Source organism: Bacillus sp. ISL-77 (genome assembly GCF_018613105.1).
Genome location: NZ_JAGGQY010000025.1, coordinates 119,023 through 142,820 on the forward strand (window position 1 = coordinate 119,023; position 23,798 = coordinate 142,820).

Annotated in this window: 26 protein-coding genes and 3 pseudogenes; 19 read left to right on the forward strand and 10 right to left on the reverse strand. The window is 36.0% G+C overall.

Annotation, left to right across the window (positions count from 1 at the left end; translation table 11 throughout):
* Nucleotides 1-204: 204 nt before the first annotated feature.
* On the forward strand, nucleotides 205-753 hold the full coding sequence (locus J7E77_RS10015) for a DUF6155 family protein (protein ID WP_214713881.1): 549 nt from the start codon (nucleotides 205-207) through the stop codon (nucleotides 751-753).
* A gap of 398 nt (nucleotides 754-1,151) precedes the next feature.
* A complete protein-coding gene (locus J7E77_RS10020) occupies nucleotides 1,152-1,346 on the forward strand; it encodes a hypothetical protein (RefSeq protein WP_142292187.1) in 195 nt (64 codons plus the stop codon).
* A gap of 532 nt (nucleotides 1,347-1,878) precedes the next feature.
* Here the strand turns inward: J7E77_RS10020 and J7E77_RS10025 are convergent.
* On the reverse strand, nucleotides 1,879-2,211 hold the full coding sequence (locus J7E77_RS10025) for a hypothetical protein (protein ID WP_251026606.1): 333 nt from the start codon (nucleotides 2,209-2,211) through the stop codon (nucleotides 1,879-1,881).
* Between the two features lie 51 nt (nucleotides 2,212-2,262).
* Here J7E77_RS10025 and J7E77_RS10030 point away from each other — a divergent pair, with 51 nt between their 5' ends.
* Complete coding sequence (locus tag J7E77_RS10030; protein WP_214713882.1) at nucleotides 2,263-2,649, forward strand: sensor histidine kinase; 387 nt, start codon at nucleotides 2,263-2,265, stop codon at nucleotides 2,647-2,649.
* 273 nt (nucleotides 2,650-2,922) lie between these two features.
* On the opposite strand, the gene J7E77_RS10035 is transcribed toward J7E77_RS10030, so the two are convergent.
* Entirely contained in the window at nucleotides 2,923-3,456 is a 534-nt protein-coding gene (locus J7E77_RS10035; RefSeq protein ID WP_214713885.1) for an ATP-dependent DNA ligase, read from the reverse strand.
* Nucleotides 3,457-3,605: 149 nt separating this feature from the next.
* Here J7E77_RS10035 and J7E77_RS10040 point away from each other — a divergent pair, with 149 nt between their 5' ends.
* Nucleotides 3,606-3,875, forward strand: coding sequence for a hypothetical protein (locus J7E77_RS10040; protein ID WP_214713887.1), 270 nt, complete (start codon nucleotides 3,606-3,608; stop codon nucleotides 3,873-3,875).
* A gap of 3 nt (nucleotides 3,876-3,878) precedes the next feature.
* On the opposite strand, the gene J7E77_RS10045 is transcribed toward J7E77_RS10040, so the two are convergent.
* Entirely contained in the window at nucleotides 3,879-4,082 is a 204-nt protein-coding gene (locus J7E77_RS10045; RefSeq protein ID WP_214713889.1) for a hypothetical protein, read from the reverse strand.
* A gap of 360 nt (nucleotides 4,083-4,442) precedes the next feature.
* Between J7E77_RS10045 and J7E77_RS10050 the strand changes: the two genes are divergently transcribed.
* From J7E77_RS10050 to J7E77_RS10105, 12 genes and pseudogenes are all read left to right on the forward strand, one after another.
* Nucleotides 4,443-4,703: a hypothetical protein gene (locus J7E77_RS10050; protein WP_214713891.1), complete on the forward strand. Its 261-nt coding sequence runs from the start codon at nucleotides 4,443-4,445 to the stop codon at nucleotides 4,701-4,703.
* A 302-nt stretch (nucleotides 4,704-5,005) separates the two neighbouring features.
* Complete coding sequence (locus J7E77_RS10055) at nucleotides 5,006-5,983, forward strand: hypothetical protein (protein ID WP_214713893.1); 978 nt, start codon at nucleotides 5,006-5,008, stop codon at nucleotides 5,981-5,983.
* A 213-nt stretch (nucleotides 5,984-6,196) separates the two neighbouring features.
* On the forward strand, nucleotides 6,197-6,859 hold the full coding sequence (locus J7E77_RS10060; RefSeq protein ID WP_214713895.1) for a hypothetical protein: 663 nt from the start codon (nucleotides 6,197-6,199) through the stop codon (nucleotides 6,857-6,859).
* 416 nt (nucleotides 6,860-7,275) lie between these two features.
* Entirely contained in the window at nucleotides 7,276-7,902 is a 627-nt protein-coding gene (locus tag J7E77_RS10065) for a hypothetical protein (protein ID WP_214713897.1), read from the forward strand.
* Nucleotides 7,903-8,416: 514 nt separating this feature from the next.
* The gene (locus J7E77_RS10070; RefSeq protein WP_214713900.1) at nucleotides 8,417-9,643 is read left to right on the forward strand and encodes an ATP-grasp domain-containing protein; all 1,227 of its coding nucleotides are present in this window, start codon (nucleotides 8,417-8,419) and stop codon (nucleotides 9,641-9,643) included.
* A 17-nt stretch (nucleotides 9,644-9,660) separates the two neighbouring features.
* The gene (locus J7E77_RS10075; RefSeq protein WP_214713902.1) at nucleotides 9,661-10,689 is read left to right on the forward strand and encodes a YheC/YheD family endospore coat-associated protein; all 1,029 of its coding nucleotides are present in this window, start codon (nucleotides 9,661-9,663) and stop codon (nucleotides 10,687-10,689) included.
* A gap of 564 nt (nucleotides 10,690-11,253) precedes the next feature.
* Nucleotides 11,254-12,234: pseudogene (locus J7E77_RS10080) on the forward strand (aldehyde dehydrogenase family protein); the annotation flags it as partial.
* A gap of 13 nt (nucleotides 12,235-12,247) precedes the next feature.
* Nucleotides 12,248-12,505 (forward strand): YciI family protein, encoded by a 258-nt coding sequence (locus J7E77_RS10085; protein WP_214713904.1) that lies wholly within the window; start codon nucleotides 12,248-12,250, stop codon nucleotides 12,503-12,505.
* A gap of 224 nt (nucleotides 12,506-12,729) precedes the next feature.
* Nucleotides 12,730-13,687: pseudogene (locus J7E77_RS10090) on the forward strand (D-2-hydroxyacid dehydrogenase family protein).
* A 29-nt stretch (nucleotides 13,688-13,716) separates the two neighbouring features.
* Nucleotides 13,717-14,127 carry a riboflavin kinase gene (locus tag J7E77_RS10095; RefSeq protein ID WP_214713906.1) on the forward strand — a complete coding sequence of 137 codons (411 nt, stop codon included), beginning with the start codon at nucleotides 13,717-13,719 and terminating at the stop codon, nucleotides 14,125-14,127.
* Nucleotides 14,128-14,306: 179 nt separating this feature from the next.
* Nucleotides 14,307-14,465: a hypothetical protein gene (locus J7E77_RS31715; protein WP_214713908.1), complete on the forward strand. Its 159-nt coding sequence runs from the start codon at nucleotides 14,307-14,309 to the stop codon at nucleotides 14,463-14,465.
* A pseudogene (locus J7E77_RS10105) lies at nucleotides 14,456-14,685 on the forward strand (formate dehydrogenase accessory sulfurtransferase FdhD); the annotation flags it as partial. The gene J7E77_RS31715 and the pseudogene J7E77_RS10105, both read left to right, overlap by 10 nt.
* Nucleotides 14,686-14,717: 32 nt before the next feature.
* Here the strand turns inward: J7E77_RS10105 and J7E77_RS10110 are convergent.
* From J7E77_RS10110 to J7E77_RS10125, 4 genes are read right to left on the reverse strand one after another with little or no spacing between them, the layout of a single operon-like run.
* Complete coding sequence (locus J7E77_RS10110; RefSeq protein ID WP_214713910.1) at nucleotides 14,718-14,867, reverse strand: hypothetical protein; 150 nt, start codon at nucleotides 14,865-14,867, stop codon at nucleotides 14,718-14,720.
* Nucleotides 14,868-14,882: 15 nt separating this feature from the next.
* The gene (locus J7E77_RS10115) at nucleotides 14,883-16,088 is read right to left on the reverse strand and encodes a Ger(x)C family spore germination protein (protein ID WP_214713912.1); all 1,206 of its coding nucleotides are present in this window, start codon (nucleotides 16,086-16,088) and stop codon (nucleotides 14,883-14,885) included.
* Nucleotides 16,081-17,187, reverse strand: a complete 1,107-nt coding sequence (locus J7E77_RS10120) for a GerAB/ArcD/ProY family transporter (RefSeq protein WP_214713914.1) — start codon at nucleotides 17,185-17,187, stop codon at nucleotides 16,081-16,083. Before J7E77_RS10120 ends, J7E77_RS10115 begins: the two co-directional genes overlap by 8 nt.
* Nucleotides 17,184-18,767 (reverse strand): spore germination protein, encoded by a 1,584-nt coding sequence (locus tag J7E77_RS10125; RefSeq protein WP_374102964.1) that lies wholly within the window; start codon nucleotides 18,765-18,767, stop codon nucleotides 17,184-17,186. Before J7E77_RS10125 ends, J7E77_RS10120 begins: the two co-directional genes overlap by 4 nt.
* 986 nt (nucleotides 18,768-19,753) lie before the next feature.
* Here J7E77_RS10125 and J7E77_RS10130 point away from each other — a divergent pair.
* The gene (locus J7E77_RS10130) at nucleotides 19,754-20,311 is read left to right on the forward strand and encodes a DUF5011/hyalin repeat domain-containing protein (protein ID WP_214713916.1); all 558 of its coding nucleotides are present in this window, start codon (nucleotides 19,754-19,756) and stop codon (nucleotides 20,309-20,311) included.
* Between the two features lie 102 nt (nucleotides 20,312-20,413).
* Here the strand turns inward: J7E77_RS10130 and J7E77_RS10135 are convergent, their stop codons facing one another.
* Complete coding sequence (locus J7E77_RS10135) at nucleotides 20,414-20,599, reverse strand: YjcZ family sporulation protein (protein WP_214713917.1); 186 nt, start codon at nucleotides 20,597-20,599, stop codon at nucleotides 20,414-20,416.
* Between the two features lie 586 nt (nucleotides 20,600-21,185).
* Here J7E77_RS10135 and J7E77_RS10140 point away from each other — a divergent pair.
* Nucleotides 21,186-21,653: a DUF3291 domain-containing protein gene (locus tag J7E77_RS10140; protein WP_214713919.1), complete on the forward strand. Its 468-nt coding sequence runs from the start codon at nucleotides 21,186-21,188 to the stop codon at nucleotides 21,651-21,653.
* 146 nt (nucleotides 21,654-21,799) lie between these two features.
* Nucleotides 21,800-22,015 carry a DUF1540 domain-containing protein gene (locus J7E77_RS10145; protein ID WP_214713921.1) on the forward strand — a complete coding sequence of 72 codons (216 nt, stop codon included), beginning with the start codon at nucleotides 21,800-21,802 and terminating at the stop codon, nucleotides 22,013-22,015.
* Nucleotides 22,016-22,073: 58 nt separating this feature from the next.
* Here the strand turns inward: J7E77_RS10145 and J7E77_RS10150 are convergent, their stop codons facing one another.
* A complete protein-coding gene (locus J7E77_RS10150) occupies nucleotides 22,074-22,838 on the reverse strand; it encodes a DUF3891 family protein (protein WP_214713924.1) in 765 nt (254 codons plus the stop codon).
* Between the two features lie 267 nt (nucleotides 22,839-23,105).
* The gene (locus J7E77_RS10155; RefSeq protein ID WP_308160507.1) at nucleotides 23,106-23,489 is read right to left on the reverse strand and encodes a DoxX family protein; all 384 of its coding nucleotides are present in this window, start codon (nucleotides 23,487-23,489) and stop codon (nucleotides 23,106-23,108) included.
* Between the last annotated feature and the right edge of the window lie 309 nt (nucleotides 23,490-23,798).

Here is a 23,798-nt window from a genome sequence, read left to right on the forward strand (position 1 = left end):
TATTTTATACACCTGAATCAATTGAGCGAAAATTATTTGTTGTAATAGTGAAAAAATTTTAATTGACAAGATTTTCCCTATGCATTAAATTATTTCCCAAATGAAAGATTTTTATATTTGTCCATAAAATATAGTCGAATGGGAAATTAGGGATAAATGAATGAATAAATACAATCAAAAAAAGCCGTTGAAAATTGGAGGATTATGGTGAAAATCAAAATTACTGATTTAAAAAAACAGTTAAAGGAATATGAAAAAAAAGAATTGATTGAGCTGGTTGTCGAAATGTTTAAGGCAAACAAAGATGTTCAAAACTTCTTATCTAGTAAGTTTCTAGGGAACGAAGCGATTGAAGTTCTATTTCAACAGGCTAGAAAGAAAATACAGAATGAATTTTTTCCTGAGAAAGGACATGGGAAGCTTCGATTAGCAGAAGCTAAGAAAGAGATTACTGCTTTTAAAAAGGCGACAAATGATGAGAAACGAACCGTTGACCTGATGCTTTTCTATGTGGAACAAGGTGTTGATTTTACCTGTTCCTATGGTGATATTGATGCAAATTTTTATTCTAGTATGGTAAAAATGTTTGACCAGGTAGCAATGGAATGTGATCAGAATGAAGAATTTTACCGAGAATTTTCTACCAGACTAAGTAAAGTTGTATCAATGGCAGATGGTACTGGATGGGGGTTTTATGAAGCGTTTGTGGAATGCTACTATACGATTGAATGGGTTCATGAAGAAGATGAATAGGGTATAATCTATGATTACATAATAAAAAAAGATATGAACTTAAAGAAGTTCGTTTGTTCATGAAAAGGATAAAAGTGGAATATGGATGTATCGATTTAAGGGAGAATATAAAATTGATATTATCTTTAGGATTAATAAAAGGAAAGTGAAATATCGTTTAAACAGAGGAGGAAATTAAAATTAATAACTACGAACAATTAATAGAAAAACTTCAGCAGTTTGGAGTTGTTGACGAGTATCTGCCAACAATCGATCAACCAAAAGTAACCTTAGAAAGGGATGTTAAAGTTTTTAATAATGATTTTAACATTTTACAGTTAAGTTTACTGTACTCGATGATTTCAGTTGAAGAATGGAAGGATCAGCAGAATTTTTACATCATTTGGAAAAATTCTGACATGAAATCGAATCTGAAGCGGTTTGTCCTTTATTATAATCAGAAAAAAGGAATCCTTCGAAGAAAGTATGTGTATAGAAACGGTATTGAGTCAAGAAAAGAGGAAAAACGCCCGGTCCCTAAGGAGCAACTTGTTTATGAAGCAAGTAAGGGATTGCTTTCTATCATATTAGATGGCTTCAAACAAATCGAGTAAAGGGATTTTTATTTTTTATGTTGGGGGATACCCCAAAAATGTCTTTTACAGAATCTATTTTTAGGATAATCGATGCGAAATGACTTCATCGATTACTTTCGTGAAGACAGGCTCAAAAACCTGGTGCGGCAGCTTCTGAAAGGCCTCATTCGTTCAACGAGAAAATGAATGATCCATACCTATACATTTATATAAATTAAGTCGGGGAGCTTGATAAGCAGGAGGACCAAGAAAAAGTAAATTAGTTTCTGAAGTAGAGTATATATTCAGGGAATTCCCGAACGGTACGATGTGGTTGTTAGTTTTTTCAGCTTCTATCGCCTTTAATATGGAAGGTTGGTTTGTAGGTATCCCAAATTTACTAATGTTGGTTTTATTATTTATATTATTTACTATGAAAAAAATAAGAAGCTGTCCCAAACGGTCGTTGAGTGACTACTTTTTTTGGTCAGCTTCTTGTTTTAGGTAAAGGAAAGCATTAAACTATTTATTTGTTTCGGCCATTTTTTTAATGGACGAACGCATATAATGATTAACCTGCTACTTTATTCGCTTTCTGCTCTCTAACCATATTCTTGCTCTTTTTCACAGAGATTTTATTTATGGAAAGCGTAATGAGAAATGAACATATTAAACTTCCAGCCATTGCGATGATAAAGCCTGTCATATTATTGGATAAAAGTGGTGCCATAAATGATGGAACATAGGCCGTTCCACGAACATCAAAAAGTCCAACAAGTAATCCTCCTAATCCGGATGAGAGGATTACTCCAGCAAAGATATATTTGTTGGAAAACATAAATGGATAAGCGGCTTCTACAAAGGTACCAAAGCCCATATTAATGGCAAAACCAGGTGCAGCCACTGCTGCTTCACCTTTATCTCGAGGTGAAACAATATTGGCAAGGAGTTTTGGGTGAACCTCACTCCAGGAAAGATAGATCGGGTGATCAGCAATTTTTTAGAAAATGCTCTTAAGTATGGAGCAAGTGGAAATTGGATCAGGGTTCATGTGTTTCCTAAAAATAATTGGGTTCGTGTGGAAGTAGCTGATCGTGGATCTGGTATACCTCCTGAAGAAAGAGAACGGGTATTTGATCGATTCTATCGTTCCGATACCGCGAGAACAAGTCGAATGGGCGGGAGTGGTCTAGGATTATCCATTGCACGTGAAATCATTCTCCGACACAATGGGAGAATCGGTATAGAAAGTCCTGAAGAAGGATATACACGCTTTTGGTTTGAATTACCTGTAAATTACTTTCCCATAAATGATATTGTTTACTATAAGATTCTTTTGTGAGGCTAAGCCTTGAAGTATTTCTAGACATGGGAGGAAATAAAGGTTCTTCAAGTGGGGAATTTTACGCAAGCAAGAATATTTATATTCCAGAGGTAGCTTACCAATACATAAAGAGCATTAAACGAGCAAAAAGGTTATAGAACAACGATGATTGAAAAAGCGGTAGTTAACGGAACCATGGACATTATAGAACAAGATAAAGAAATTGAAAAAGGACCGATACCCGAAATAGATGATGTATTTTGGTAAGCGCCCTTCAATTTTGAAGGGCTTTTACGCTTTCATTGAAACGTAGGAAGGGAGCCACAGCAGGCCAGCATTCGTTAAATTTCTATATTTAACATTGCATGATACGGGTTCAATAAAGACAAGCCTTTCATTCTCATCCTTTGACGTTTGATATATTCTCATTTTTTCTTCTTGCGGAACGCCAAGCTCCATTATCCCCGCATAACGTCCGTCCGCATATGATAAAAGCCAACCAAATTCGTCTTTCCGGTACCCGTTCACAATTACATTTGCATATTGGTAGTTAATCACTTTGAGCCAGGAGTGTGATCGCTTCCCAATTTCATAAGTGCTATCCTTCTTCTTTAGGACAATTCCTTCAAGGTTTTGCTCCTTGATTAGTTCAAAGAGGGGGATGCCGTTGCCATCGATGCTCATTACTTTCGATATAATGGGAGTATTAACTGGTATGAGGGCATCGAGGATTTCTTTTCTCCTATAAAAAAGTGGTAGCTGGGTTACTTTCTCACCCTTATAGTACAATACGTCAAATACAACGAAAGACACTGGATCATGCATCGCAAGGAGTTTCACTTTTCAGAATTAAAAACGGAAAATCTACTCTATTTTTATGTCGCATTTGACACATATTGCATAATAAGAGCTAACCTATTGGGGCAACATTATAATTAGCTGGAAATAGGTATATAGGGAGTTTTTTTTACCATATGAACGATTCAAATTTTCATGTTTTAACATTCCATATTAAGAGCCGTACTATGGGGATAATTAAAGTTAAGATGACAGTGAGGGACTTATCAGCATTAGAGAAAACTTTTGAAGCTGTTAAAATAAATCTCAGTTTAACTAATGCTGACGGAAGCACAATTAACCTTCCGATTTTGCCGAAAATCAAAGATGACAAAGGTAATGTTTATTGCGAACTTGACGAAGAAGGGGAGCGAATTTTAAAAGAATATGTTGGATTGCAGGACTGATTTTTAAAACGGTGAATTTCCTGAATTAAAGAAGGAATGAAAATCGCAGAACGTTGCATCAGCTTCAGGAGATGCATTACTCGGAGTTGGTTTATTAGTCGGTAATACTGTACGCATTGTCATAGACGCGACTGTTACTGCACCGATATCCATTGGGTATGCAACAAACTCTGGAAGATATCTTGGTGAAATAATTATTCGTGACATCGTACTTTAAATCGAACTTGAAAAAAAGAAATGGTTGAAGCCTCTTCTCGTGAGAAGGGCTTTTTCTTATTTGAAAACTCGAAGGTGCAATCCAAGTACTATACTCTTTTTTCGCTTAAATCGAAATGCTTCATAAGCCATTAATTGTAGTCTCTATCCAAGAACATTTGGTAGATGTAGATAATTATGGCATATGTAATAGATGTAAAGAATATGTGTTTGGGTTTAAAGTTGATTAGTTTATACACCTTTAATTTTTGAAATATCCAGTTCATAGGGTAGGAAAGAAAGGCATCCAGAAATATATTTAACAATAAATACAACCACAACTTACCGTATGTCAATCTGAATATCCAGATTGTGCCAACTAAACAAGGACCTAGGATAAAACTTAAATCGTTAAAGATTTTAGTGGTTATGCCACCTTTAACTCTCCACCATTTATACGGGATAGCTAAAAAGCTCTCGATTAATACAAGTAACGAAGCAAGTATTGCAACTGGAGAATACCTTCTAAAAGCTGTTTTTGGAAGGAAGAGAGAGGAACATCAGGAAATAACTAACAACCCGATTCTAATAAACATTGGAGACACAAAAAGACTCCCCCTTTCAAGTTTTTAATATTATGCGGGTTAGTTATAGAAGTTATTTTGTGGACATTTACATCAATAGGCGTTAATAGAATACCCAATTTACAGATTAATTTTGGGTAAAATGACACTTTCTTTTAATAATATTGGACTTATTTATTGGAAATTCACTTATAGTATTACAATAAGGTATTAAGGCCAATTGTTTGTTTCAAAATAGACCCCGTTAACGATACCGTAACCTATATACCTAATAACTGCCCCTTGCAAAGGAAAAGAAATTAAACATTACCGTATTTATATCATTGGAGTAATCAGGAGAGGATGAGTACAGTGGATTCACAAAATAAACCCATGAGCTATGATGCCTCAATAGCCCGTCTCCAATTTTACAAGGAGAATTCTTTTAAATTACGGAAAAAACTCATTTTGGCAGAAGAAATGATTGAACGTCTGCAAACCGATTTAAAAATTGTATCTCAAGAAAAAGAACTAGCAATTCAACAGCTAAAAGAGGATAGGCAGGAATCTGAGTTTAGGGACTTAAATCATAAAGAAGTCGAGATAAAAATTGGTGAATATGAAGAAGTACTGAAGAAGATGCGGGTTGAACTGGATAAGAAGGAGAAACAAATAGAATCTTTTCATCAAGAAAATACTAAGGTTATAGAAAGGCTTAACCTTCAACAACATGAAATAAATGAAAAAGATAAACAAATCGAGGATCTTGTTCAAAAAATATCAACCCCCATTCCTTCTTTGCCGCCATTTGTGAACGATAACAGTCCGAAACAGAATGGTGTGAAAAAAAGTAATAGTATAGCATATTTTGATTATTCTATAATTTTTTACGGGAATAAAACCAGCTTATTAAAAGGGACATTTTGTATAGAAAATAGAAGTTCTCAGCCTTTGGAAGATCCCTATGTTTGCTTTCGTTTTACCCCAAAGGGTACTGCAAACATTACAGGGAAAAATTTAGTTCATAAAAAAATGCCAAGTACTTTAGAGAACCTAACAGATACTCAATGGCAATTTGTTAAGAATCATGGGTCCAAAAGTTCAAAAGAGAAAGGGGAAGTTTGGTTTTATCCAATCAATCAAAAGAAAGTGATGCCTGAAGAATCTCTTTCAATAAAAGATTTCCGGATCCTACTCAATAAGGATCTCCATGACTGGATAACAATTGAGGGATTTGTTTTTTTTAATAAAAAACAGATTAAAATTAAAGCTGAAAACCGAGTTGTTGTCCAGTTTAAGCCATACTGTAAAAAGTGCATTGAGAAAAATTTATCGAATAAACCAATTTAATATCATTTAAATATTTAATTTTGAAAGTTTTGGTTAAAACCCTAGGATTTGACTTGTATAATTCGCTAATAAATTTTACAAAAAAACAATGAATACATGCACTTTATGTTGTTAATTTAATCACAAAAAATGATGCAAATATCTATAACCAATTACTCCTAAATACATACACTGAAATGAAAGTTCAAAAAAAAAAATTAGGGAGAGATCTTATTGGATTTTAATTGTAATTGTCACAATGGTAACAATGCCCAACAAGCTTTTGCTTCACAATGCTTGCCAAAACAGGTGCAACATTGTCCTGCGCCAAGTGTTGAATGTTTAAAAGTACTTTCGGTCATATGCACCAATTCTGTACAGAAAGTAGCCGAGTTAACTATCCCAGCAGTTGACATCGGAATTCCGATTATAGGAAATTTAGTATCCATTAATGTAGTAGCAGATCCTACAGGAATTGTTATGAGAGGAACACTAATTGAAGGCAAGGTTATAAACTCGGGGTTTGTTCCGGTTACAGCAACAATCACTCTTGCAGGGGTTACACTTCCATTAACAGTAGCTTTAAATCTTCCTTTCCAGGCGGAAACTGAGTGCCCTGGAGCATGTCCAGGAGATGATTTGCAAGAAACGACTCCAATTGTTGAGGCGGTTTTGGAACCTGTGATAACCCCTGCAGTAGGGGCGGTTGGCACCATTGTAGCAGTAACTCTTATTACTTTTAAAGTGATTATCAGAACACAAATTACCGTATCCCGCGAAAAGCTTGTTCAAGCTGGCGTAACAGTTCTCGGAGATATCAATCCAGACCGCTGTACAACACTTCAACCGACTATGCCGACTTCAAGAACCGTCACATTCTTTAATGGTAACGGGTGATAACTGGATTCTAGATGTGTAAGTATAAAGGGCTAAGAAGGAATGGCTTCTGGCCCTTTTTTGTCTGTGGAGCTTTGGACTATCATATTCGAGACCATTGCTCTTTAGTTGGTGTTCGACTTCGCACATTCCCTGTGAAAGTGAGCACTGAAGACAGATCCATATCGTTTGCTGTAGATTCCAACTTAGTTGATGGAAGTGAATTTGTATAACTAATTTATTGCATTATCATACTGCGAAACTCTATACATAAAAATATATTGATAATCATATTTCGATTACAATAAATAAACTTTTTTTGATTGACCATTCTTGTCCGCGTTGCTACTTAAAATAAAAATACGAATCTTCGTGTCCGATTGTGGGTGAATGTCATATGATGAAAATGCCTATTAATTTTTCAGGGAGGTTTACAGATGGACACAAAAAGTGAAGCTTGTCTAACAAATGAAGCCATTCTCATTCAGTCAGTGATCTGTTCTAACAAAGTAAAACTTATTGCTCATGTAAATACAAGCATAAAAAAAGTGAAGGGTAAAAATATTCAATTCGTTCCTGATTTATCCAGTATTAAAATTACGGGCACACTTTTAAAAGATCTTATCGTCATTCAAGGTTTTATTAAAGGAATGGTGATTGTTGACGGTAAGTGTGTTAAGAAAATTACCTTGTCATTTCAGGAAGAGGTCATTTGTGAGGGAGCCTGTCCAGGGGATACACTGAAACTTACGACTCCGTTTTTAGAAGGAATCCTGCCACCGCAAGTAATACCACAAGAGACACATGGAGTCAGCGGTGTGGTCTTTAAAGTTATTTTAAAAGTACAGGCGACAGTGGTAAGAGATAAAATAGGCATGGTTAGTATAAATATAATTGGAGATATCAATGAAGATCGCTGCCAGCCGCCAGCTCACCCAACTTCAGTGATCTTCTGTGAAAGGGAGAAACACCCACACGAAGATGATCATTGTGACCACGAAGAATCTAATGATGACTTCCCATGCTTTGTGGATGAATCTTGCGAAGACTCAGATAAATGGTGATTGTTCTTGAATCTTTCGGCTTTTTATAACCTATCCATTTCATTTTTTAGAGCGGCCACTTTGCCGCTTTTTTTCGTTTAAGAGAGTTTTTATTATCATTTATGAAAATTCCCCATACGTTTTGCCCTTAATAAAGTAAACCTTGTAATTCTCCTGTCCTAAGCCTTTCAAAAATTTAATGGTGTAAAAAAATTAAAAGGTGTACAAGTGTGTGACATTTATTCGGCCTCTCTTTTAGGTAAGCCGTTTAAGAGTTTGAAAAACAGGTTTTATAAATATTAATACGTACTGGCTCCATTCTTTTAGGAACACCGTAGTATAAAGTGTCTACAAAAACATACCATTTCATTTACGAAGGGGGTATGACCAAACTAATGCCTTTACATTTCATTGTACCGTTAAAATTCGAAATCAAATATTACGGTTAACAGGCGAAATTATATTTCCCCCCTTGTATTCAAACCTATAGTGTTCCTTTATTAAAGTGAACGTTGAACAGGAGTTGAATGACATCATGAAGACGATTGTGTTTATCGAAACCTATAAATCAGGCTCGAGCAGGGAAGCGATAAAAGCTGCTGAACGTCTTGGGTATTTGACGGTACTATTTACAACAAATAAGAAGTATTTGGCACAACGAACTGAATTCCCGGATGCCCATAATGTTTACTTGGTTGACCGTATAGACGTCCGATTGGTAAGAAAAAAGATTCATTTCCTTACAAAGCAAGGCAAACAAATCATGGCTGTACTAAGTTTCATTGATCCGTTTGTTCAAATTGCGGCTCAATTATCGCAAGAGTTTGGCAACAACCATCTAGATAAACATGCTATTTCTAAAATGGAAGATAAAATTATAACACGAAAAACCTTGGAGGGACAATCCATTTCCCCTTTTTATATCGTGTTTGATCCAAAAAAGGATAAATTTAAAAATTTAATAACAAAGCATGTAAAAGAATTTCCGATAATTGTAAAATCCCCCGTATCCACAGGCTCCAAGGATGTATTATATGTAGAAAATCAACAACAACTAAAATCAGCCATCCAAACCCTTATAAAAAAATATCCTAATGAACTAGTTCTGATTGAAGAATATTTGCATGGTCCCCAGTATCTGCTAGAAGTTTTAGTACAAAATGGTGAAATTCATTTGGTAGCGGTAATTCAACAGGAAATTAACAAACAAGATCGTTTTATTGTGACCGGGTATGGGTTATTAGCTGAAATCGATGAAGAAACAAAACATTCTCTTGTTCAAGTTGTTAATACTGTTGTAAAGGTTTTTAACATAAATAACGGTACCTTTCATTTGGAATTAAGAAATGTAAATGGAAAGTGGAAATTAATTGAGATCAATCCAAGGATTTCAGGAGGAGTAATGAACCGCTTAATTGAAGTAGGATTTGGTATCAACTTAGTTCAAGAAACGATTAAATTGTATACAGGTCATAAAGCTTTACTTGATAAGCCTTATCAAAAGTATGCTTATGCTCATTATATTACAGTTAATTCAACAGGAAAGTTAAAAAAAGTAACAGGGAAGCAACGTGCATTACGTCATGAAGGAGTAGATGAGGTCTATATTAAACCACGCAAAGGCAAATTTCTAACTCCCCCCTTGTCAATGGGCCATCGTTACGGCTACGTACTGGCTTCAGCAGACACACTTTCTGAGGCTGCAGATATTGCCAAAAATGCTGCAAAAGAAATCCAATTCCATTTGTCCGATTTAAACTAAAGGGAGGTCAATTGATTTTGATAACGATTGGGATGCTTTCTCACCGAAAAGATCCAAGAACGGTGTTTAAATCTTATGCATATGCAGCAGCCGCTAAAATGGAAGGTGTTGATTTTTATTTTTTTTCGCCTGGATCTGTCAATTTTAATGATCGAAGGATTCTAGCCTGGGTTTATGAAGACGGACAGTGGATGCAAAAAAGTAGACCGTTTCCTGATGTCATTTATAACTCTAGTTCTCCTGGGACGGAAAGGCAGGAAGAAATTGTTGACAGATTACACGAAATGATTCCTTTCACAAGCTATTCGATTGGGGATAAAATGCATGTCCATAAAAAAATAAAGGAAGGAAAACTATTTGCCCATTATTTAATTCCTTCTACTGAAATTTTGAAATATCAAGATGTATTTAAGTTTCTTCACCGGCATAAAAAGATTGTCTTAAAACCTCTTTACGGTCATAAAGGACAAAACATTTTTTTTGTATGGAGAAATAAAGAAAACTTTATTGTTCAACAAGACAAGACGAGAGTAAAGATGAATAAAACAAAATTTAAGGTTTTCGCCGAAAAGGTAGCCAAAAAAGAAAGTTATCTTGCGCAAGCGTTTATAAAATCTACAACGAAAAAGGGGTTAGCAACTCACTTCCGTTTACATGTTCAAAAAAATGAGGAGGGGAAATGGGCATTAACAACCATTTATCCTTGTATAGCAAGTGAAGGATTTACCGCTAACTTAAGCAATGGTGGATATACAACAATGTTTGAAATTTTTTTAAAAAAGGAGTTTGGTGGTGAATATTACAATATTAAAAGATATATGGAACACTTTGCGGTCGTTTTTTCTGAACACTTTGATCGTTTATATGACGGTTCCCTTGATGAATTAGGAATTGATATCGGTCTAGATTCAATTCATAGAATTTGGATATATGAGGTAAATTGGAGACCAGGTACTCCCGCAACGTTTGCTCTAGAGTTAGATGTTGTGAAGCGAATGATTCGTTACGCCCGCTTTTTAGCTGAAAAAAATTGTGCCACTGGCTGAATATAAAAGGAGTAACCGGTGGCGGTGGTGATGTTGAAACGGGCTTTCTAACGTATGGATTTATATATGATTATTCAAATATAGTATTTAGAGAACGATTAATATCAATTATACAGTATAATATTATTTTTGAATTGGATATTTTTATAAATAGTGTTTTATTAAACTTCTGGGAAAGTTCATTCTTAAGGAGGATGTAATATCTTCTTCAAAGAAAGAGGGCTTTGATTAAAGTTAACGATCTTCAAGAATCGGGAGCTATTGTTTAATAAGCGTCTCTTTTCTTCTTCAACTATAGGGCGCTTTTCTTCAATAAGGTCCCCTATTTTTCACTAATCCCTAAGTCTATTAAAACGCCAAAAATCCCTACTTTTATATTAAAAGTAGGGATTTTTCTTTGTATTCAATTATGAGATTTTAAATTAAAGCACTACACTACATTGAAGAAGGATTGTCTGCTGAAGAGGAAAAAGCCCCACTCAGTTGAGAAGGGCTTTATACATTATTATATCTAAATTTGTCCTCTGGTGTCCTCCTATTTGTCCTCCAATGTTTTATATCACATCCCCTTTTAATTTCCCAATGAATCTCGTTGCTCATAAAGTGGGCCCTGCCATTGCAGCAGGGAATACAATTGTATTAAAGCCAGCATCTCAAACTCCCCTTTCTTCGTTGTTCATTGCGGAGTTATTGCAAGAAGCCGGTTTGCCAAAAGGGGCATTGAATGTGGTAACAGGTGCTGGAAGAGTTGTGGGAGATAAGCTGGTGACTGATTCAAGAGTAAGTATGATTACGTTTACAGGCAGTCCGAGTGTTGGAATTGGAATTCGCAATAAGGCTGGTTTAAAACGTGTCACATTGGAACTAGGATCAAATGCCGCTGTCATTATCGATAGAAATGTAGATATTGATAAAATCATTTCTCGATGTGTAACAGGTGCCTTTTCCAATCAAGGGCAAGTATGTATCTCACTACAAAGGATCTATGCACACGAAGATGTTTACGATTCATTTGTTGAAAGATTTGTAGAAGCAACGAAGAAATTAAAATTAGGTGACCCACTTAATCCTGAAACAGATGTTTCTGCAGTGATTTCACCTAGTGATGTAAAGAGAACACTTCTTTGGATTGATGAGGCAAAACAAGCAGGAGCAACGATTACGATAGGAGGGATTGCTGAAGGTAATATTGTCCACCCGACTGCGATTTTAAATGCTGATCGCCAATTAAAGGTTTCTTGTCAGGAAGTTTTTGCACCAATTGTGTTAATTAATAAAGTTAAGTCTGTAGATGAGGCGATTACATTAGTAAATGACTCTAATTATGGTCTACAGGCAGGAATCTATACAAATGATGTCCATACAGCGCTGGATGCAACAGAGAAGTTGCATGTTGGCGGTGTCATGATCAATGACGTTCCTACTTTCAGGGTAGATAACATGCCTTATGGCGGGGTAAAGGAAAGTGGAACAGGACGTGAAGGATTAAAATATGCAGTTGAAGAAATGACTGAAATGAAGTTGGTTGTTTGGAATCGCAATTAGGGAGTGGAAAGTAATGCCTTACTATGCAGCGATTTTGCATATGCTGGATAAAGAAAAAAATCTGCAAGTGCGTTCGCGACATATTGAGTATTTAGACAAGCTTGATCAAAATGGAAAGATTTTTGCAAGAGGGCCTTTTTCGGATGACTCTGGCGGTCTAGTGGTATATATAGCAGATTCATATGAAGAAGCGCTCACATTAGCAGAAAATGACCCACATGTCTTATGTGAATCACGAAGGTTAGAGCTTAAAGAATGGAAGGTTGTGTAATGATACTCGTAGAAGCCCCTCAAAAAATTCAAGTTATATGTGTGGAATGTAAACTGTGCCTTACGGGTAAGATGGCAGGCGAATTTATTTCATACAAGCATAACTAGGGGAAGACTTTTAATTAAAGGGACTGGAAACGGTCTCTTTTTGCTTATATCGGTACTGGTGAAAAGCTATTTAAAAGAGATAATACTATGAATTCAAGTAAGAAATTGATGAACTTAATGGGAATCTTTCGTTGCGCAATCCTTGATGATTATCAAAATGTTGCTACTTCCATCGTGGATTGGTCATCTATCTCAGAAAAAGTAGAAGTACATACATTTAGTAAATATTATGATAATGAGGATGATCTTGTCAATGTTATCAAAGATTATGAAATTCTAGTAATTATACGTGAACGAACTGCATTTCCTGCCTCTGTTCTATCACGATTACCAACCTTGAAACTGCTTATTACAACAGGTATGAGAAACTCTTCCATCGATCTTTATGCGGCTTCGTCAGGTATCGTCGTTTGTGGAACTGAAAGTTATCCAGAGCCTCCAACCGAGCTTACCTGGGCATTACTCTTGGGATTGGCCAAAAATATTGTATCCGAGCATAATGCCATTCAAACGAATGGACCTTGGCAAAGTTCAGTCGGTATAGATTTATATGGAAAAAAGTTAGGTCTCCTGGGTCAGGGTAAGATTGGCAGCCGGGTAGCACGTATTGGGCAGGCCTTTGGAATGGAAGTAGTAGCATGGAGCCAGAATCTTACGCAAGCAAGGGCTGATGAGGCAGGTGTTCGTTTAGCATCATCAAAAGAGGAACTTTTAGAAACAAGTGACTTTGTTTCGATTCATCTTGTACTTAGTGATCGCACTAAACACTTGCTAGGTAGTGAAGAGTTTAAAAGGATGAAGTTATCTTCGTATTTAATTAATACATCGCGTGCTGCAATTGTTGACCCAAATGCACTTATAGAGGCTTTAAAGAACGGTTGGAGCAGGGGCAGCCATCGATGTATTTGAGAAGGAGCCTTTATCACAGAAAGACGTATTCCGCTCACTCCCCAATGTACTGACGACACCGCATCTCGGATATGTCTCCCAAAGAAACTATCAAACATTCTATCGACAGGCATTAGAAGACATTCAAGCATTTCTATTGGGTGAGCCAATTAGAAAGATAAACTAAGATTTTTTTAAAAATTGGGATGTGACAATATGAGCACGGAATTACTAGTAGAAACAAAGTTTTATCTAGAAGGAAAGGTAGTCCATGGCGAGGGTAGAGGAAGGAAATTAGGGTTTCCGACTGCAAATATTGATTTTTCAGCCCCATCGTTAGAAACCGGGGTATATGGCGTTCAAATAAAATTAAACGATTGCGACTATTACGGTGTTATGAATATCGGGGTAAAACCAACATTTCATAAAGTTTATGAGAAAAGCATCGAAGTTTATATAATTGATTTTGATCAAATAATATATGGGGCATTTGTTCAAGTGGAGGCCCTTTTTAAAATTAGAAATGAACAAAAGTTCAATAATATTCAAGAACTCCAAGCCCAAATTAAGATAGATATCGAAACTGCTACAAGTCTACTAATGCCCGTTTCTAAATTAATGAATTAAGAAATAAGAATAAAAAATTTTATTGTAAATTGGTGATTTGAAAGTACTGAGTGAGGTGATGAACATAAAATTCTACGTCCGAAAAACTTTGTTTACAGCACAAAATATATAAGTTTTAACTTTTAGAGAATTACAGTCTTTTTAGCGATTGAAAGTTCAATATGATGAAAGAGGTAATTATGGTGACATTAAAAGAAGAATCCCTGAAAATTCATAAAATAAATCAAGGAAAACTTGGTATTTATTCGAAAGTAGACGTACGTAATACGAAAGAATTGAACTCTGACGACTCTTTTCCGCAGCAGGATGTCACATACCGCTTGGAAAAATTTCAATAGAGGATAAAGTTATCGTATTTAGTGGCAGTATTTCCTCAGAGATATTATTAAAGGTAGCTAAAATTAAATGTGGTATTGTTCTTTCAAAATCTGCACCAACTGAACTGGCTTTGCGCTTAGCAGAAGACTTGGTATTACCGCTGTTGGCTTTATCCATAACAAAGCATTAAATATATATACAAATCCAGAACGTATTATTACGCCTGGATTAGCTAAATAACTGATGCCGCTCTGTTCTTACAAAGCGGTATTTTAGGGTTCTTGTTTCTTTTTCCATGACGGATCACCATAATCGTGAAATTTTTGATTCAGCTTATAGAATGCCATAGGAAGTAATACGGATACTACAGTAGAAAAGATGATAAGGTTGGAGGGCAATCGGCCGATTACTCTTTCCCACATCTAGCTCACCTCTTTCTATTGTTTTTCACTTTCAATTATTGCTCCAGGAGTTTGGACAATGATGTCTGCTTGAACTTTAATGGTGCTTGTGGAAAAGTAATTTTTCCCATCATCCCAGTCTTGTTTGATTCGTTTCCATGTGTTATAATCTTCCCGTTGAAGATAACCACCTAACCCAAGAGCGTCAACTCTTAAATCTTCTTGAAACGTTTTAATTGTTTTGGATACTTTTCGTTCAATTTCTTTTTCAACGGCTGTTTCCACTTTAGATAGGATTTTAGGATTCATGTAATCAAGAGAACCAAATGACTCTCCAATTTGTCCTTCTGCCTCAATTTTAATATGAAACTGAATGTTTTCCTTATTCTTTGACTCGACCTTTACACTGCTTTTTTCCCTTTTTATTTCATAAACAACTAGCTTATTCTCTACTTTTGTTTTCAAAATACCCCCTTTATAGTCACCTGTTATCAAATTTAAACCTTCAGTGATATCACCGTTAATAAAGCCGATCATTTGATTATTATGACCATGAAAGACGGCTGCCCCTGCTATGTTTATCTTTTGATTATCCATTTTTATTTTAGGAACGACAAAGCTTGTTTTATCTATTAAACGTTCATGAATGCTGCCGATTCGTTTTTCAGGAAGAATCCTTGCGTTTTTAAATGAATTTTCAGCAATTGAATCAATATGCATGACCGGAAGATTTTCAGGTGTTGGTTGAATACCCAAAATAGGACCTGCTTCCCCTTCTGCAATCATAACTTTTATTCCTCTTCGTGTTTCACTATCTCGCAGGAAAAAATCAAGGACATTACCTAATGCTTTTGGTATTTTAGCGACATTTTCTGATACGATAATGGTTTGCAAATGTTCATTGAATGGTGTTCGACTCGTTTCTTCTGCTAAATGGCGCGATTGCCCCGATATAGTCTCATCCTCGATTACTAAATTATTATACGCCTTCTGTGAAGTGCCGCCTTGGCCGCCTTGGCCTGAATCTCCCTGGGATAATCCAGAGGGAACGACGAATTGATAGGTTCCTTTATAACGATATTCTCCTTCTGATTCATCTAATTTCTCATCTGTTTCCTCAGCTAAATCAATGGCTAATCCAATAATAAAGCCACGATCTTCAATTTCCACGTGATCCCAACACCCGGTAAGGAAAACAGAAAATACTCCTAATAGGGTTATGCATAACTTGAATCTACTCATTTCCCTTGATTCCCCTGACTTTCGCTAGTATTAGTAAAACTGTTGGAATCAAAACTCCCAGTCCGAAGACAGAGTAACTTAAGTACCTGCCTAGTACAGTCACCTCTATTAGATTTATGGGAAACATGGCGATTAGGTAAATAAAAGGTGTTAGAAGAAAAATAAATGTTCTTTTTTTTACTTTTTGAAAGAGGGAACTGAAGGCCATTAAACTTACATCGAGGCATAAGGATGCCGTATTAAAAATAGTCATAATCCAAATCATAAAAAATAACGATTCAATACGCCCAAAAAAGCCTCCTGGTACCTCTGCTTCTTTAGCAAGTTCAATCGTGGGATAAACGAGCGTTGCAGTTGTTTCTGCAGTGAAAACACCAATGGCCATCACATATATAAGTAGGTATAGAACTAACGGAATACCTGCACCAATCATGGCATATTTTGTCACTCCTTTCGATCTGTTCACAAATGCAACATAAAAGAGAAGAATGTCAGAACCAATAAGAGAAAAAAAACTTTCTTTGCTGCCTTTCCAATAGCCCTCCCAGCTTGTGGTGAACAAGGGAGATAGATTCTTAGGTTCAAAATTGGGGATATTCATCCCCAATACCAATAAAGCAATGAAAAGAATAATGGGAAAGAACAACAAATTTAACCGTATGACACCAACCCGAGAACCTGAAACCGCATAAACTATGACAAGTAGAAACAGTAACGCAATGATTTCTACTGGTGTCCGGGCCAATAAGTATTGTTTAGTAATGATTGCAACAAATCTTGTCTGATAGGCAGCACTTACCATATAATAAATAGCAAAGCATATGGTGATCAGTGCAGCTACAGGTTTTGAACAAATCGCAGAGGCATACGTAAAAAATGTCTGGTTCGGAAAACGTAAGGCGAGTTTTGTGCTGATCCATGTAATGAAAATGATGAAAATACCCGTTATCACTAAAGAAATCCAGCCATCAAAGAAATTCGTTGTCCCTGCCAATGTGCGTGGAATGGAAAGTACCCCTATCGCAATCGTATACGAAGCCACCATGAAGAGAATTTCTAGTTCTCTAATTTCCTCATCTCCATATTCAAAGGGCTTCACGATGAGTGTCCTCCTTTCTTCATCCCCATTCGTTTTTCATCTTCTGTTTGCAGATAGTTAGGGCGTCTTGTCAGCATAGTGATCGGGAAACGAAGAACAAGGTCTTTCCAGTCGCGGCCAAAGCTTGGGGCAAAGGGAGTTGTATAGGGGACACCCAAACTTTTTAAATTCACCAAATGGATATTAACTACAATGTAAGCCAGAATAATACCATACAATCCAAAAAGACCCGCCGCTCCCATAAAACCAAAACGGATAATTCGAAAAGCAAGTGCCGTACTATAACCGGGCATAGAAAAAGAAGAAACAGCTGTAACCGCGACTATTATGACCATAACCGGGCTCACAATCCCTGCAGAGACGGCAGCTTGACCAATAACCAGCCCCCCAACAATTCCAATCGTTTGTCCAATCGGTTTTGGCAAGCGGATCCCGGCTTCACGTAGTAATTCCATAGTCGTTTCCATTAATAATGCTTCAATAAAAACCGGAAAAGGAACCCCCTCCCTGGTCGCAGCAATGGAAAATGCTAATTTAGACGGTATCATTCCAGGATGATACGAAACGAGCGCAATGTATAAAGCGGGTAAAAAAACAGCAATAAAGGCTCCGAGATATCGCAATATACGAACTAAGGACCCCACAATCCATCGTTCATAATAGTCTTCCTGGGACTGGAGCGTATTTCCGAAAGTCATGGGTGCGATTAAAACGAAAGGTGTTCCATCTAACAAAATCGCCACTTTCCCTTGTAAAACAGCCCCCACTACTTTATCCGGTCTTTCTGTATGATCTATTTGTGGAAACGGTGATAGAAAGTTATCTTCAATCCATTGCTCGATGTAGCCTGTTTCCAGGGCGTCATCCATATCAATTGATGCCAATCTTTGATTGACTTCTTTCACAATATACGGATTCACGATTCCGTCGACATAGACGAGAACAAGGTCTTTTTTTGAACGTCTTCCTATCTTGTACGATTTGAAACGCAAATTCGGATCCCGAATAGATCTTCTAATCAACATCGTATTGGTTCTCAGATTCTCAATGAACCCGTCTCTCGGCCCGCGAATCACTGCCTCTGTAATTGGTTCTTCAATACTTCGGTTTTCCCAACCTTTACTACCAATTGTTAATGCTTGGTCCGTACCATCTACGTAGAGTACGGTGTCTCCAGAAAGTATAGAATATAAGATTTCATCTGATGATGTGGTTCTTTTTCCTTCACCAACGGAGAGAACTTTGTTATATAATTGATCGACAAGATGAACGGCCTTGTCCGATAATTCTTTTTCACTTACTACAGATTCAATTTGAATGTTTTTTATGATTTGATCGTTGATTACCATTTTGTCGGCTAAACCATCCAGATACACGATGGCACATCGATGATGGGTATTCCCTATAGTAAATTCCCTCGTAATGAGATCACTTGGTTTATCTAACATCGCTTTTATGTTATAAAGATTTTCATCAAGATTGGAAAACAATTGAAGAGAAAAATCTTCTTGTTCTTCCTGTATTGACTGAAACGATTGTTTTCCGGTCTTTTTTAGTTTAAAAAAGGAATTTGAATCCAAATTATTATCCTTCCTTCGTCTTCAATGGATGTTTCTGCTATAATTTTTCTTTCATTAATTTTATGACTAAACCCTTCTCTAAAAAATTAATGATAGGGTTAGATACTCAAAAAGATTATTCTTTAATAGATTCTTTATGTTTTATGAAATGTAAACCCTTTCCTTTAACAAAACATAACGGATTGTTCTTTTATTCAAAAAAGGGTTTTCTTTAAATATTCATAAACTTTGGTGAACTCTCTTAATTTAAGTTATTGAGGAAGAGTACCTTTCTATAAATAGTTATCGTTTAACTTTTACGGTCGTATTTATATACCATCTGTTATAAAAACATCTTTGCCAAAAAACATAAACTTATACCCTTGTAAAGCAGTAACTGAAGAGTCAAGAAAGAAAGAAAGAAAGAAAGAAAGAAAGAATATACTATCAAGTGCGTTAACAAGGCAAATTCGTTCTCTTAACAATATCGCATAACAAGACCGCTGCATGATAAAGATGCAAGTTCATTTCATATTAGGATTTAAATAATTTGAAACAGCAGTTTATATATTAAATCGCAGTGCAGCCATGCACTTGATCAATCGAGTAAGAGGAGTTGGCGAGCCTATGATCTCTCACAACACAGTTTTGGCATACGGGGGTTCAAGTAAGTTTGACGTAGAAATTCATATCACTGATATTAACTTTTCAATCTTCGGCTGCTCTAATAGGAGCGGCTGAATATGCCCGGCATGGTTACATAAAAAGGACAGGTTCAACAAAAAAGGTGAAGTCTGGCCAAAACCAGGGTGAGATCTATCAGAGAACTCTTTGAATTGGTCGGGGATCGTACAAAACCGTCGGGCAGTAACAGTGGAGATTTATTTTCTTCGTTACGTTACCTATTAAGTAATTGAAGCAGAAAAGCAGATATATTAATTAACGGTGAAACCAAAACGAAGGGCTATGTATTTACGAGTTCTTACGATGTCAAAGGCTATAAAAATGTGAACATAACGGATGGGAAACTTGACCTCACTGTTCGCAGGGTAGCTGGTTCACCTGATCCTCAAATCAGCTGGATTATGATTGTGGAAGAAGATACAACATCTCCTGTAATCACAGTAACTGGTAATAAGGAAAGTTATTCTGTTGATTCAAACATATCTATCACTTGCAGTGCAATTGATGATTTGTCTGGAATTGCTTCTGTCGAATGCCCGTCTATAGAAGGGCCGGCATATGAATATAGTGTAGGAGTAAATAAATTCACAGCCAAAGCTATTGATCATTCAGGTAATGCAGCAGAATTAGAATTTCAATTTACGGTAACTGTGGACTTTGATAGTTTAAGCCGATTAACCGAATCTTTTGTAACGAAGACGGGTGTTGCTCATTCGCTGACTACCAAACTTAATGGAGCAAAAGAAGCAGCAGCGAAAGGTAATCAGAATGCCTTAGAAGGTAAACTTAAAGCGTATGTAAATGAGTTATCTGCTCAAAGTGATAAGTCACTTACGAAAGAAAAGGCAAATCTTTTAATTTCTTTGTCGGGAAATTTGTGAAATGAAGTAAATGTTACTTGAACATAAAAAGTGTCAGGCACGATCAAATCTAGATGGTACCTGACACTTTTTTAGTTGTGATTTTTTAAATTTGGGTGTCTGTCATCGCCCGATAATTGCACCGATAATGATTAATAAAATAAACAACACGATGATAATGATAAAACTTCCCCACCCACGAACATTAACACATTGTCCCTGAAAAGGAGTCGCAAAGCCGTAAGACATTGGAGCCTGGGGAATAGCATTAGAGTAATCACTAAGATTAGGGATTGCGTTATTATACATTCAAACACTACCTTTCGATTGTATGGAGAGTAATTAGGCTAACACCCTTTATAATATACTTAGAGATGAAATTGGAGCCAGTATATATAAAATTTTAGAGGCAGAGCCAGTCATCGTCCGAGTTTCGTAGATTTTTGTCGAAATAAAAAAAGTGCAGCCACCCTTCAACGAGTGTATGGAGACTACACTTTTCTTGAAGATTTTACAAAGGTAATTAATTGTGCCTAGTAATTTATGAATTTGAGTCCTTTCTATAAAAAGAAAGTTTTTTCATAAAAATGATGATCTGTTCCATATCCTCATCAAGGTCATATAATTCAAAAGTGAAAGCGATTGAAATCGTCAACATTCATTGAGATATATTTAACAATTAGCATGGAAAAACAGTTAGGATTATCACCTTTCTTTTCTTATTAGGATTAGTAATTCCCCATTTATTTTCATCTGTTATCCACTGCTTATTTTTTAAATCAAATGATTTATTATCATCGTGGAAAACAACGAATGATGGTAAGTTTTTTCAACAGGAATTAGTCCAGAGTTTCTTGAATATATGTAGGTAAAAAGTGTAAATGGAGAGATAATTATGGCTTTTGTTGCGATCTATACTGTCGGTAGACTAAAACATCCGTATGAGCATCCTGCCTCTCGTGAGTTTTTTGAGGTGGGATACGAAGTGTTTCGCCAGGCTGCTAAGTCAGGGCATCTTATAGAGGAGTTTTCACCTAATGGAGTGCCATTCCCTGAGGAAGTTATCCAAGGGGAGGGTGTACCTATTCTTACACTAACGGTATGGAAAAGCCTTCAATCTTTATATCGTTTTACGTATTCAGGTCAACACAAGCAAGCCATACGAGACAGGAACAAGTGGATTGAAACTCATCAAGAGAAACAACCTACATATGTGGTGTGGTGGACGGAAAAGGTGAAGGATGTATCCTGGGAGGAGGCATTCAAGAGATACAACTATTATATTCAGCATGGACCCACTCCTTTTGCGTTTGACTATAAGCACGCATTTGATGAAGTAGGAGAGACGTTCTTGGTTAAATAGAATGTACTGATTATAAAAACAGATCACCTTCAATTGGGTGATAATAATTACTAGTATCTGTTTTTATATCTTTTGTATCCAGGAATGAAAAAATTGTTTTTACAAAAAATAATAAAGCAACAGGTCATTAACTAGGAGGTAAGACAATGCCTAACGTTGAAGTATCTTGTGCGATTTCCAACTGTTCGTTTTATGGACAAGGAAATGTTTGTACTGCGGAAAAAATTATGGTTGAACTAGATAACCATGCAAGGTATGATACAGAAATGTCTGCCGAATTAGGTGAAAAGAATCATATAGATACTGCAGGTACTTCAGCAGAAACCTGTTGTAAAACCTTTAAACCTAAACGCAGATCTTAGATAAACGATATACCGGTGGATTGCATTTTTTCGGAAAATGCTTTCCACAGGTTTTCACCTAATTAAACGCTATCTTCCTTATAGTAACAGGGGTATCCTTGTATGCCTGTAAGATGCCATGTTCCTCTATTTGGTCTTTTCTTACAGCCCTATAAGGCAGTTTTACTTCTAATTCACCTTTCAGAGGGGAGAAGGAGAGCGAAACCGTTTCTTGGTTTTTCCAATGAGCATCGATGGGTTTGTCCGTAACAAAAGGAAATAACTGTGGAAATCCATTTCGAAAAAAGGGATGTATCCTTTTATTATCTCCAGGTTCATTTAAACAAATATACAGGGAAAGATAATCACAAAATTTTAACAGATCTAAGTGGTACATTAAAATTTCATTCTTATTCTCGTTTCCCACTATTTGCAATCCCTTTAAAAGCTGCTCCTGTCTTTGCTTTTCTTCATTCCAAAATTCCCTGACTGCGGGCTCTGTAGCATCCTGGATGAATGATGAATAGTGTAAACTGCATAAAAGTCCAGCATACTTGCTCATTTTTTCAACTTCATTCAATCCCTTTTTATAAAAAGAAATTTTAAGCACTATCGGGTAGTCGATAAAAGAGTACGGCATCTCCGTTTTATCATTCCATACAGGAGACGTATCCAGTTCTATCCAGCCTCTGTCATGTTCTTGGATCGCCAGTTGCACTTCTTGGGTTCGTGTATGATCAAAAAAATAATCATCTTTACAGTTTCGGGCGATTTCCCCTGCAATTTTGGCGTGATCATTCTGAGTTACCATAAAATAGCTTTGTTCTCTTTCCGTTATAATCATTTTCGTTAATCCTTTCTTTGCAAAACTACACCAGTTTGTATTTCTCTTGTTTTTATATTTACCACTTATCCAGCAAATTTAATCAATTGACTTAGTATAAATAGACATTTTGTATTCTTTCCTTTTTACTTACAAGAATCTCCTATGAAAATTTTATTTTAAAAGATAACTCAATTTAAAAAACTCTGTTCGTTTTGCGTGTTAAATGGATTCGTTACAATCCCATTTAGAACAGATAGATAGTAATATCCAGCAATGTCTATATTTTTAGGAATGGTATTGCTTGTATAGATAAACTAGCAAAACTAACATAACAATGTCTAAACGAGCACCAAAAGCGAATGGAAGGAAGCCAGTGTGCAGTAAGGGAACCTTTGTTAATAGAATGGCTGCGATCATAATACCAATTAAAGGTACCACTGCATTTTTAACAGCTTTATTAACCAATAGTAGAATTCCGCAAACTATTTCTAGTAAAATGATAATCTTTAACATCATGTGGGAATAGGGCAGTCCTAATCCAAGAAAATGATTCGCTACTTCGGTACTCATTAATTTCATAAGTGCCGAGGTAATAAAAACATAGGCAACAGTAATTCTAATAAGTTTATTTGGATATAAAATAAAAATCCCCCCTTTGTATATCTTTATGCAAGAAGAGGGACAGACCATTACAAAAAACTAACATACAGTAAAACTGATTGAAATTAAAAATCTTCCATAGTTGTGCCTTTTTGCACGCAAAACTTCCGATTATCCTCTATAAAAACAGTCCCTGTGGAACCTAGAATCCAAATCCAAAATTACATTATTGTGTAATTAAATTTTAATATCTATTGTTGCGTTCAAAGTGTATTAAATATATAATACAATTCATAAGGTGTATTATATGGTTAATACATTCTAAGTGTGTAGCAGATTTGTAATTAATGATAAATTATGAATAATCATTTATTGCTA

What these genes read in the sequence shown, in the direction of transcription:
- J7E77_RS10145 (WP_214713921.1), top strand. Translation starts at nt 21,800, where the DNA reads ATGCCTAACGTTGAAGTATCTTGTGCGATTTCCAACTGTTCGTTTTAT.
- J7E77_RS10085 (WP_214713904.1), top strand. Translation starts at nt 12,248, where the DNA reads ATGCCTTACTATGCAGCGATTTTGCATATGCTGGATAAAGAAAAAAAT.
- J7E77_RS10045 (WP_214713889.1), bottom strand. Translation starts at nt 4,082, where the DNA reads ATGTCACGAATAATTATTTCACCAAGATATCTTCCAGAGTTTGTTGCA.
- J7E77_RS31715 (WP_214713908.1), top strand. Translation starts at nt 14,307, where the DNA reads ATGGTGACATTAAAAGAAGAATCCCTGAAAATTCATAAAATAAATCAA.
- J7E77_RS10095 (WP_214713906.1), top strand. Translation starts at nt 13,717, where the DNA reads ATGAGCACGGAATTACTAGTAGAAACAAAGTTTTATCTAGAAGGAAAG.
- J7E77_RS10140 (WP_214713919.1), top strand. Translation starts at nt 21,186, where the DNA reads ATGGCTTTTGTTGCGATCTATACTGTCGGTAGACTAAAACATCCGTAT.
- J7E77_RS10015 (WP_214713881.1), top strand. Translation starts at nt 205, where the DNA reads ATGGTGAAAATCAAAATTACTGATTTAAAAAAACAGTTAAAGGAATAT.
- J7E77_RS10110 (WP_214713910.1), bottom strand. Translation starts at nt 14,867, where the DNA reads ATGTGGGAAAGAGTAATCGGCCGATTGCCCTCCAACCTTATCATCTTT.
- J7E77_RS10020 (WP_142292187.1), top strand. Translation starts at nt 1,152, where the DNA reads ATGAAATCGAATCTGAAGCGGTTTGTCCTTTATTATAATCAGAAAAAA.
- J7E77_RS10035 (WP_214713885.1), bottom strand. Translation starts at nt 3,456, where the DNA reads ATGCATGATCCAGTGTCTTTCGTTGTATTTGACGTATTGTACTATAAG.
- J7E77_RS10115 (WP_214713912.1), bottom strand. Translation starts at nt 16,088, where the DNA reads ATGAGTAGATTCAAGTTATGCATAACCCTATTAGGAGTATTTTCTGTT.
- J7E77_RS10040 (WP_214713887.1), top strand. Translation starts at nt 3,606, where the DNA reads ATGAACGATTCAAATTTTCATGTTTTAACATTCCATATTAAGAGCCGT.
- J7E77_RS10070 (WP_214713900.1), top strand. Translation starts at nt 8,417, where the DNA reads ATGAAGACGATTGTGTTTATCGAAACCTATAAATCAGGCTCGAGCAGG.
- J7E77_RS10135 (WP_214713917.1), bottom strand. Translation starts at nt 20,599, where the DNA reads ATGTATAATAACGCAATCCCTAATCTTAGTGATTACTCTAATGCTATT.
- J7E77_RS10065 (WP_214713897.1), top strand. Translation starts at nt 7,276, where the DNA reads ATGGACACAAAAAGTGAAGCTTGTCTAACAAATGAAGCCATTCTCATT.
- J7E77_RS10150 (WP_214713924.1), bottom strand. Translation starts at nt 22,838, where the DNA reads ATGATTATAACGGAAAGAGAACAAAGCTATTTTATGGTAACTCAGAAT.